General features: G+C 68.5%; 12 protein-coding genes. 1 reads left to right on the top strand and 11 read right to left on the bottom strand.

Annotated features, from left to right (window positions below; translation table 11 throughout):
* Nucleotides 1-145: 145 nt before the first annotated feature.
* From DLJ59_RS01205 to DLJ59_RS01155, 11 genes are all read right to left on the bottom strand, one after another.
* Nucleotides 146-337: a hypothetical protein gene (locus DLJ59_RS01205; RefSeq protein ID WP_124770678.1), complete on the bottom strand. Its 192-nt coding sequence runs from the start codon at nucleotides 335-337 to the stop codon at nucleotides 146-148.
* A gap of 2 nt (nucleotides 338-339) precedes the next feature.
* Nucleotides 340-672, bottom strand: a complete 333-nt coding sequence (locus DLJ59_RS01200; RefSeq protein WP_124770677.1) for a hypothetical protein — start codon at nucleotides 670-672, stop codon at nucleotides 340-342.
* A 3-nt stretch (nucleotides 673-675) separates the two neighbouring features.
* The gene (locus tag DLJ59_RS01195) at nucleotides 676-1,035 is read right to left on the bottom strand and encodes a hypothetical protein (protein ID WP_124770676.1); all 360 of its coding nucleotides are present in this window, start codon (nucleotides 1,033-1,035) and stop codon (nucleotides 676-678) included.
* Between the two features lie 4 nt (nucleotides 1,036-1,039).
* Nucleotides 1,040-1,318: a hypothetical protein gene (locus DLJ59_RS01190; RefSeq protein WP_124770675.1), complete on the bottom strand. Its 279-nt coding sequence runs from the start codon at nucleotides 1,316-1,318 to the stop codon at nucleotides 1,040-1,042.
* 276 nt (nucleotides 1,319-1,594) lie between these two features.
* A complete protein-coding gene (locus DLJ59_RS01185) occupies nucleotides 1,595-1,855 on the bottom strand; it encodes a hypothetical protein (RefSeq protein WP_124770674.1) in 261 nt (86 codons plus the stop codon).
* Nucleotides 1,856-2,384: 529 nt separating this feature from the next.
* Nucleotides 2,385-2,798 carry a helix-turn-helix domain-containing protein gene (locus tag DLJ59_RS01180; RefSeq protein WP_124770673.1) on the bottom strand — a complete coding sequence of 138 codons (414 nt, stop codon included), beginning with the start codon at nucleotides 2,796-2,798 and terminating at the stop codon, nucleotides 2,385-2,387.
* A 297-nt stretch (nucleotides 2,799-3,095) separates the two neighbouring features.
* Entirely contained in the window at nucleotides 3,096-3,326 is a 231-nt protein-coding gene (locus DLJ59_RS01175; protein WP_124770672.1) for a hypothetical protein, read from the bottom strand.
* Between the two features lie 208 nt (nucleotides 3,327-3,534).
* Entirely contained in the window at nucleotides 3,535-4,728 is a 1,194-nt protein-coding gene (locus DLJ59_RS01170) for an AAA family ATPase (RefSeq protein ID WP_124770671.1), read from the bottom strand.
* Entirely contained in the window at nucleotides 4,725-5,630 is a 906-nt protein-coding gene (locus DLJ59_RS01165) for a bifunctional DNA primase/polymerase (protein WP_124770670.1), read from the bottom strand. Before DLJ59_RS01165 ends, DLJ59_RS01170 begins: the two co-directional genes overlap by 4 nt.
* Nucleotides 5,631-5,917: 287 nt before the next feature.
* On the bottom strand, nucleotides 5,918-6,151 hold the full coding sequence (locus tag DLJ59_RS01160; protein ID WP_124770669.1) for a DNA-binding protein: 234 nt from the start codon (nucleotides 6,149-6,151) through the stop codon (nucleotides 5,918-5,920).
* Nucleotides 6,148-6,366, bottom strand: coding sequence for a helix-turn-helix domain-containing protein (locus DLJ59_RS01155; RefSeq protein WP_124770668.1), 219 nt, complete (start codon nucleotides 6,364-6,366; stop codon nucleotides 6,148-6,150). Before DLJ59_RS01155 ends, DLJ59_RS01160 begins: the two co-directional genes overlap by 4 nt.
* 499 nt (nucleotides 6,367-6,865) lie before the next feature.
* Between DLJ59_RS01155 and DLJ59_RS36185 the strand changes: the two genes are divergently transcribed.
* A complete protein-coding gene (locus tag DLJ59_RS36185) occupies nucleotides 6,866-7,039 on the top strand; it encodes a ribbon-helix-helix domain-containing protein (protein WP_158630762.1) in 174 nt (57 codons plus the stop codon).
* Nucleotides 7,040-7,148 lie beyond the last annotated feature (109 nt).

The raw sequence follows: 7,148 nt of genomic DNA, 5'->3' as shown, positions 1-7,148 counted from the left end.
CCGCCCGACCCCGCCCTGACACCCCGCCGGGCGGTGGGAGGCCGCCGGGAGCCACGGGAGACCCACGGACGACCCGACCGGGGACACAGACCGGCCCCCGCCCTGTTGGAAGAAGCAACAGGGCGGGGGCCGGAGTCTGTGTCGGTCAGGTGGTCGTGTGCTGCGTACCCTCGACCGTCTTCGTGTGCGCCGCCCGGCCACGGGCATCCGCCGCGTCCTTGGTCGACCGGTCCCGGTCCAGCGCCCGACCCGACGCCGCGACGTCCTCCGTCGGCTGGACCTTGCCCAGCGGAGTCGCCCTCGCCGAACGCTGACCGCCCCGAACAACCTTGCCCATGGTCACCACTCCTCGTCGTCTTGCACTCGGTCCAACGGCCGGCTGCGCTCGGCCGCCTTGACCACCCACGTGGGGTGTTCGTTCCCCGGTCCGTGGCTGGCTCGCGGCTGCTTCGCCGCCACCTCCTGCGCCCACGCCCGGCCGTCTTCGCTGCTGCCGAGCATCCGACGCATCCCGTCTTCCTGCTCGGCTTGGTGCCGCTGCGCCAGATCGGCCGCCGACGGGTACAGCCGCTCCAGCTCCTGCTGCCGTTCGATGGCCCGCTGTCGGGTCAGCGCCTCCTGCTGCCGCTGCGACATCGGCGGCGGGGTGTACCTGCTCCTGGTCTTCGGCATCGGTCAGCCCTCCTGCGGGTTCAGAACGCGCTCGGCCAGGTGCTTCAACCGGCGCACCTCGGTCAGTTCGCGGCGCAGCAAGAGAGGTCCCCTCGCCAGATCCGCACGTGCTCTTGCCAGGTTCAACTCTTCTATCTGCTCTTGGTCGGTCGCCCAGTCGAGGGCGGCAGCCGCGTCGCCCAAGCCGGCAGCCACAGCGTGTTCGGCCAAACGCCTGACCTGACGGGTCTGGGCCAGCCACCCCTCGGCGGAGGAGACGAACGCCTGCTCGCCCTCGCTCCCGGCCGTCAACATCGACTCCAGTCGCTGCTCTTGGTCGGCCGCCCAAGCCAGGACGGCTGTAGCGTCTTCCTGCACGTTCATCGCCTCACGCCCCCTGCGGGGCGAGCGCCCACTCGGCCAGGGACCGCACCCGGCAAACCTCGGTCAGCTCCGTGTTCAGGTTGGCGATCCGCAGCGCCACGAACACGTCGGGGACCTGGCGCTCCTGGGCGCGGCGGTTCTCGCACTTCGGGTGCTGCAGCTCGGCCATCTTCGCCTCGACCAGGGTCCGCACCTGGTGGGCGACGGCCAGCTCTGCCTGCAACTCCTGCTCTCGGGCGGTCGCCCAGCCCAGGGCGGCGGTCGCGTTGTCTTGCAAACTCATCTGCCTCGCCTCGTCCATATAGTTCGATTGGGTGTTGGGTTGGTTGCCCCTGGGCGACGTGGCGAGGGTGCGAGTCGGGCGGGCTCTGCTTGAGCCGGGCCGACCGGCGTTCTGGGCACGGTCTGCGGTTCGGGCGGGGCCGGTTGTCGTCGTCGCTGCGGGACCTCCGCCGGGCTTACGCGGTGGTGCGGCAACGCTCCGGGTCGACTTAACCGGGTTCGTACGTCTGTGCTAATTCTACCGTAACGCCGGGTTGGGATGCACGGGCCGAGCTGGTCACATCCTCCAGATGGTCTGCCCGGCGGAGGTCTCCGCGCGCCGCAGACCCTTTGCGTTCAGGTCACACACCCCGTCCGTCCAGGTGACGTGCCGCCAGTAGGCGCGGTCGGAGGTGAACAGTTCGTGGCACCCGTCGAGCCCGCCGCAGTGCACGATCCGCAGGGGTGGCCAGGTCTGGCCGCAGGCGTCGCAGGGGCCGCCGCCTTCTAGCCGAGACGGCCCGACCGAGACCACCACATCGGCTCTGGGGTGGTACACCGGTCACCGCCGCCGACTACCCGGGACGGTGTCGATCGAGTCAATGAACCCCGCAGGGCGGCGGGGTCGCTTCTTCGGTGGGGTCGGTGTGGGGTCTTCCGTGGCCTCCGGAGCCACAGGAGCCGGCTCCCGGGGGTCAGGGCGGGGTGCGGCTGCCGGAGTCTCCGGAGCGGCCTCCGGGAGGGTTGGCGGTTCGGCCTCCAAACAATCATGCGGCGGGTGCCCGGGTGGCGTGAACTCAGGAGGCACCGGAGTGTGCGTGGTGCCCGCCCGCAGCGCCGCGTGCTGCCGGTCGATCGCCTGCTTCGCATCGGCCGCTAGTGCAGCCAATTCCCGAGCCGCCCGCTTCCGAGACACCTCCGTGCACGGCTTCCGCGACGGCACCAGCGGCCCCGGGTCCGCACGGCCCTCCCGGACCGCCACCGCACGCTGCGCCTCGTGCAGGAACTCGACCAGGTCCCGTTCAGCCGGCAACCTGGTACGCCACCAGTCGGCGCAGCTCGGGCCGCAACCGTCGTGCGTCTTCCGGTTACCTCTTGGCAGCGTGACCGGCACCGAAACCCACCCCCAACTCGTCACCCTCGAACTCCAACTTCGCGACCACCTGCGCCGGCAGCCGCACCCCGAGCAGAGCCGCCCGGTCCCGCTCGCACTGCAACACCAACCCGAGCACCTTCGACCGTTCGTTCACCGTCAGGTCCGAGTGCTCCAACAGTTGATGCGCCTCCCGCAGCACCCCATCGATCTGGTTCTCCACCCGCCGCCGGATCTGGTCGAAGCTCTCCTCGCCCAACCGGCGGAAAGCCGCCTCCAGCCGCCGCGCGACCGTCCGCGCATCCACCCCCAGCTCGGCCGCGATGCCGTCCAGCGACCTGCCCTTGCGGCGAAGCTCCAACGCCCGCAGCTCTTCCGCCGCGCGCTGCAACCGCGTCTTTCCGGCCATCGCACCCCTCCTCAAGATCAACTTGCCCGTCAAGGAAAGCACACCAACCGGACACCCACCGGCACCCGCGAGACCCCTCCGAGCCCCGCAGTGCCAGGGATCGTGACACGTCCGACCCGGTCTGACCTGCGGCGAGAGCCCGTTGCTACGCCTCGTTGCTATCAGGGCAGGTCGGGAAGCCACCCGGACGGCCACCGGCACCCGCCCGACCGCCGACCGCCGCGCCCAGCTCCGAGGCAGCAGGTCGGTGTCCCCTCGGGTGGTGGTGTTTCGTCCCGGGTGGGGTTGCTGGTCTGGTCAGTGTTGGGTGATTTCGGCGATGCGGTTGGTGGGGATGGCCAGTCGGGTGGTGGTGGGTTGGATGGGTCGTCGGTACCAGTCGTGTTGTTGGGCGTTGTGGAGGATGACCCAGCCGGGGGTGAGTTCGTAGGTGGTGCAGGTGTAGCGCTCGATGGTGCGGTGGGTGTCTCGTCGGGGTCGGTAGTGGAGGGTGAGTCGGAGTCGGGGTTGGGTTCGGGTTTTGGCCATGGCTCGTGGTTCTTCTTCCTGGTCGTTGGTGTCCACCGCCAACGCCGGGGGTCTTAAAAGAACCCCCCCGGACGTTGGTGGGACGTTGGTGGCGTTGGTTGGTGCGTTGGTGCCTCTGACCGGCGCGTTTTTACATGCCGTTGGTGGCGTTGGTTCATAGATTGGTGCCTACGTTGGCAGTGACCAACGTGTCACTATGGATGCCGGTCTATGGACTCCAGCCGAACCCGAGCCCGTCCTGCTGGTAGCCGGTGGACACCTTCATCTGCGGCGCGGCGACGGGCGAAAGGGTGAAGCGGTCGAGCTTGTCCACCTTGTCCTTGTGCGTCATGGCCGTCCCCTGCTCGACCAGCCGCTTGAGCTTGTTACGAGCGTTCTCCATGTCGCGCTTGACCGGCTTGTCCGTGCCCGACCAGAACCGGGCCGCGTCGGCGACCGTGATTCCTTCCCGACCGCTGTTCCTGAGTAGGTCCGTGATCCCGAGGACCACCCGCGCGCCGATCTCGCCGGTCGCGTGGTTGATCGTCAGGTCTTGGGGTTGGATGAACCCGCCGGGCGACTTCAACTGGGTGAGCCGAACCTGAGTGCTGCCCGCCTCGCCCCAGAGGCACAGGACCGAACCCGCGCCGGCCGTCAACCAGCGGCTGCCGTAGACGTCCTCGATCGTGTTCGGGGTCTTGTTGTCGTCGCTGGCCTTCCGGTTGTGGTGGTCCTCCACCCACTCGATCCCCCGGGCGATCGCCTCCTGCCGGGCGCTGTTGTACCCGTTGGCGGCTTCCTCGTTGCTCGGCTTCGGGCAGACGTCCTTGAGCGAGTCGATGATGATCGTGGTCGCGCCATGCGACTGAGCGAGGTCCGCCAGGGCGTCCTTGTCGACCGTCACGTCGAACGGCAGCGGCCCCTTGTGCACGATCAGCCGCTCTTTGAGGACTTCCCGCTGCTCCGGCTTCCGCAGCCGCCGCATCGCCCGTTTGATCTGCTTCGGCCGGTCCGCCGCGACGTAGAACACCTTCCCGGGGCTGGCCAACACCGGCAGGTCCATGACCTGGTCGGCCAGGCCGATCCGGGCGAACACGAGCTGGTGCGACAGGGTGGACTTGCCGACGCCGTTCGGGCCGAAGATCATCAGCGGCTCCCCGACCGCCCACAGCGGGGTGTCGGCGGTGCCCCAGACCGGGGTGTCGTCGCCCTCGTCTTCCTCCATGAACGCCCAGCCGTCGAGCAGCCGGAGCTTCCGTTGCGCGGCTGCTGCGCCCATCTGTTCGGCGTTGAACCTCTTCCGGGCGGCGTCCCGTCCGCAGAGCTTGAGGTACTCCTCGTCTGCGATCCGGTTGATCGTCTGGAGGTCGGCCAGTCGCTTTGCCTCGTCCAGTTCGGTCTTCCGCGTGCCGAGGTCGGTCATCGGTTGCTCCCTCGGGCGCTGCGGTGGTCGTTGATGTTGTTGGTGTCGGAGCCGCCGTACCCGTCGGCCCGCAACGCCCGCGCTGCGGCGGAGAACCCACCGCCGTGGTGCAGCCAGGCGTACGCGGCGAACTTCGTCAGCGGCGTCTCAGACGGCAGTTCGGTCGAGCTGGAGAACACGAACAGCCGGTCCCGGTCTCCCGCGTGCCCGGTGGTCGCCGACACCCCCCGGTCCTTCCCCGGCCGAGTCCAGTACCGGGTCTGACCGTCGGCGTGCGACAACCGCCAGCCCAACGGTTCGAGGACCTCCGACCAGTCGGTACGCGCCTCGAAGTCGTCCCCCGGGCTGACCGCACCACGGACGCCGGTCGGACAGGAGACGATCGCCCGGGGCGGTGTCCGTTGCGGTTGGGTCCTCACCGGAGTTACCGGCTCGTCAAGCTGGCGGATCGCGGCGTGGAGCTGTTCGCGCTGCTCCCAGGTGATGGTTGGGATCGTCCGGGGGCTGCCGGCGACCCTGCGGTACGGCAACCCGGTGGGGTGGGTTGGTCCGTGGCTGGGGGCGACGATGACCCAACCGCCTTCGCCGCGTGTCTCGGCGAGGCACCGGGTGAACCGCCGGGTCGGGTGCCGTTCGAGGATCGCCCGTTCTTGTGCGGTGAGTTCGTCGGGTCGGGCGGCCCGCTGGGCGAGCCTCGTGTTACCGGGGGTCTCGTGGTCGGCGATGCGGTACAGCCAGTGGTAGCCCCCGCTTGGTGTCCTCTCGCTGTACCCGGTGAGGACGGCGGCCCACAGGGGGCCGATCCCGGCTCGGACGGCGAGGTCGAGCAGGCGCGGCAGCTCGGCTGCGGCTCGGCCTTCCAGTTCGAGCAGTTCGAGCTGCCCGGACGGGCTACCGGTCACCAGCCCGATCGAGGGGTGCCCGTCGGCGAACCAACGTCGGAGCTGCTGCTCGGTTGGTCGCTGGTGTTTTTGCCATTCCCGGCCGACACCGGGGGCTTTACTGCCGTCGGCGCGTGCCCGCAGGACGGCACAACCGGCATAGTGCCAGTACAGGGCGGCGGGTAGAATTGATCTCGCCTCGGTTTGGCCCGGGTTGTCGTGTCGGGTGTTGGTCCGGTTAGCCCTCAGGTTGTCGTCTCCGGTGGCGGCTTCCTGGGGGCTTTCCGCTGTCTGGGGTCGGTCCTGGCTCACCGGGCACCCCCGTCCGGGGTCCCGGCGGCCTCTCCGAGCGCCTGGAGCAGCGCGGCCCGGGTGACGGCCAGCCGACGGCCGAGCCGCAGGACAGGGACCGGGAACGCACCTTGCCGGGCGAGGTTGTAGGACAGGTCTCGGCCGATGCCGAAGCAACTGCCGGCGGTCACCAGGTCGACGGTCACAGTGAAGGCGCGGACCTGGTCGATGGTGGGGACGGTGACGTTCACTCGGCCACCGCCTCGAACAGGTCACCGACCTGGCAGTTGAGGACTTCGGCGAGCTGGAGCAGGGTGAGCGCCTTGGGTGATCGTCGGCCGATCTCCCAGTGACTGACTGTGGTGTAGTCGACTTGCAGGGCTTGGGCGAGTGCCCGCTGGTTGTAGCCGCTGGCGGTGCGCTTCTGGCGTAGCAGCTCGCCATTGAAGGTTCGTCGTGTGGGCATGGAGGACTCCCGATGTGTCGCTTCGGGAGCGTGCTTGCCGAGACCCCACTGTCGTCCTTGGGTGACCGTCCTTGTGGTTCGACGGGCAGCTCGACGTGAGGTGTTGCTCTCGGCAGCGGCGTCCGACGCGCAGGACGCTCTCTCTGACCCTCTACGCGCTTCGTTTCCGGAAGTCGACTGCGGGTCGCTGACGCTCAGTTGGCCTTACGCCATAAGTAAACCAGGTGGCATTGGCTGCTAGCCATGTTCGCTAGGCCACGCACGCCGCGTGCCGCGCCGCGTGTTCTGTTCCACGTGAAACGGGCAAAGCGCCCCACCCTAAGAAGTGGCGTCGCCCACAAACCGGAAGAGTTTCTCCCCTATGTGACGCATCCGTATCTGCACAGGATTGTGTCCGGATGTGATCCAGTGGTGGGATTTTTCTGCGGGGCTCTTGTCCCCTGCCCACCCTGGGGGGCAAGGGCTCCGCAAATAAAACCCAATTCGAGGAGCACCCGAAGTGGATCCGACCACCCACCCCCGCAATGACGCCAAAGTGTGGCTCCTATTGCCCACCCAGATGAAGACCAACCTCGAACAGCGCGCCCGCGAGGACCGACGGCCGGTCAACTTCGTGATCCGTGAGGCGATCACCGAGTACCTCGCCCGCCGCGACCAGGAGACCGCGAAGTGAAGGCCGAACCCCGCGACTGGCTGGCCGAACGGGTCGCCCAGGCGCTCGCGCTTTTCTCTTATACACATCTCCGAGCCCACGAGACGCGTAGTAAACTCGTATGCCGTCT

It is taken from the genome of Micromonospora inaquosa (assembly GCF_003857055.1).
Taxonomy (GTDB): Bacteria; Actinomycetota; Actinomycetes; order Mycobacteriales; family Micromonosporaceae; genus Micromonospora; species Micromonospora inaquosa.
This window is presented reverse-complemented; position numbering and strand designations above follow the sequence as displayed.